This is a genomic window from Vibrio sp. V43_P6S15P86, from assembly GCF_009904725.1.
In the GTDB taxonomy this organism is placed as follows: Bacteria; Pseudomonadota; Gammaproteobacteria; order Enterobacterales; family Vibrionaceae; genus Vibrio; species Vibrio diabolicus.
Genome location: NZ_WXWT01000456.1, coordinates 1 through 2,384 on the forward strand (window position 1 = coordinate 1; position 2,384 = coordinate 2,384).

A 2,384-nucleotide genomic window follows, 5' to 3' on the forward strand; every position below is an offset into this window, starting at 1 on the left:
ACCTTGTTGAGCACTGCCTTGGCAGACTTGTTTTTGCACTGCTGGTGGCGCGGGCTCGTAATGGCTTAAAGTCATACTAAAACTGCCTTCACCACCCGTGATAGCTCGCAATCGACGAGCGTAATCTTGCAACTCGTTTACTGGCGATTTGGCTTTCAACAACGTGAATTGGCTATCGATCGGTTCGGTGCCTTCTATTAATCCTCGATTACCTGACAAATCCCCAGACACGTCACCGACGTTTGTGGTTGGGACGTGTAACTCCATTTGGACAATGGGCTCCAGCACAATAGGATCAGCGTTGTTGATCGCATCTAAAAAGGCTTTCTTACCTGCGATGACAAACGCAATTTCTTTCGAATCGACGGAGTGATATTTACCGTCATAAACGGTGACTTCCACATCCTTGATTGGGTTGCCAGAAATCGCCCCTTCTTCGAGTACTTGTAAAATACCTTTTTCGACCGCGGGAATAAGCGCGGTTGGAATTGCGCCACCCACCACTTTGTTGATGAACTTAAATCCGGCACCGCGCTCGAGTGGGCGAACCTTCAATTGCACTTCACCAAACTGGCCTGCACCGCCACTTTGTTTTTTGTGTCGATAATGCCCTTCGGCAGGTTTGGTGATGGTTTCAAAGTATTCGACGCTTGGTTGGCAGGTTTCGACGTCCAGCTTGTACACGTTCGCCATCTTTTCTAATGCGACTTTGAGGTGAAACTCTCCTTGGCCGCTGATGATGGTTTCGTTGGTGCGAGCGCGATGTTCGATGCGCAGCGAAGGATCTTCACTGGCGATTTTATTCAGCACATCTCCCAATTTTTGCTCATCTCCACGCTTAAGAGGCTTCAAGCACAAAGAATACATGGAGTCAGGAAGGTCCAACGTTTTGAGTTGAACACCATCTTCTTCGTGAGAGTCATGAACGATTGAATCGAATTCGAGATCATCCACTTTGGCTAAAACGCAGAAGTCGCCGGCAAGCGCACGAGGGATCTCGGTTCTATCTTTGCCCTGCAGTTGATATAAGTGCCCAACTTTAAATGCCTTGTTGCTTTCGCCAATATAAAGCTGGCTGCCCGCATTGATTTCACCCTGATACACACGTAAGTAGGCAAGTTTGCCCATATATGGGTCGACGCTGACTTTGTACACGTGTGCGACGGTGTGCTCTAAGGTTTCGCAATTTACTTTGATTTTTTTGCCGTTCTTTTCCAGTAGAGGAGGGTTACCCTCGTTTGGCATGGGCATGATCTCCGCCAAGGTGCGCAGCAGCAACTCGACGCCCGCACCGGTTTGTGCTGAGACAAAACAGACCGGAATCACATGTCCAGTTCTCAGTGCTTCTTCAAACGGATCATGCAATTGCTCTGCGGTGAGTTCGGAGCCTTGTTCCAGATACAGTTCCATCAGTTCTTCATCGACTTCGATAACTTGGTCAATCAAGGTCTCATGAGCTTCATCTACCGTCGCAAGTAAGGTTTCTCGTCCCAATTCTGGTTCGAAATAGCAGTCAACTACAGATTCCCCGTCAGCCGAAGGTAAGTTGATCGGTAAGCAGTGGTCACCAAAATGCTCAACGATGTTCTCCATCAATCTCTCTAACTGATGACTGTGGTTATCGAGCTTATTGATGATGATCATCTGACATTTTTGCTGCTCTTTTGCAAAGGTGAATAAGCGATCGGAAGTTTGGTTAAGTGGTGTTTGAGGGTCGATGACAAGGGCGGATGTTTCAACGGCAGGAAAAACGCTAATCGTGCGGCCAAGTAACTCGTTTTGTCCCGGAGTGTCGATGATATTGAGCCGGTGTTTATTCCAGCGCAGTGCGACTGGCGTTGCTTCAATACTGTGTTGATATTGGATGGATTGAGGGTCGAAGTCGGTAACGGTATCGCCTTTTTCTACGCTGCCTAAATGGTGCGTGGCATCGCAGGTAAAGAGCAGTTTTTCTATCAGCGTGGTTTTACCGGTCCCGGTTTGGCCGACAAAAGCGATATTGCGTATTTTGTTGATAGGCATAGAGCCTCCTTGCAAGATGGCGTGAAAAACCTACGAATTGCTAGGAAGTGGGTTGCTATAGAAACCCACGCACTGCATTGGAGTAGGGCGGGATTACCGCCTATTCGTCTTCCATGTCATTTTCCGGATGACTCGATGCATAAGACCACCTTCTTGGACTACTGTAATCTTAGCATGACGTAATAACCGTATAATTTATGTGATTTATTTCATGATGGGGCTGATTGTTTTTTAATCGAGATCATAAACTCAGAGGTTCTGACTTTTCGATCAAAACCTCTGGATTGTTTAGGCTATTTGGAAAGAACGATTTCGCCGTCGCGATAAACTAAGCTCGGCGTTACATCTTGTCCGAGCAACAC

Annotated in this window: 1 protein-coding gene; it reads right to left on the reverse strand. The window is 47.3% G+C overall.

Features of this window, described 5'->3' with window-relative positions; translation table 11 throughout:
- On the reverse strand, window positions 1–2,022 hold a 2,022-nt coding region (fusA, locus tag CAG69_RS20355; protein ID WP_161445918.1), incomplete at its 3' end, for an elongation factor G.
- Between the last annotated feature and the right edge of the window lie 362 nt (window positions 2,023–2,384).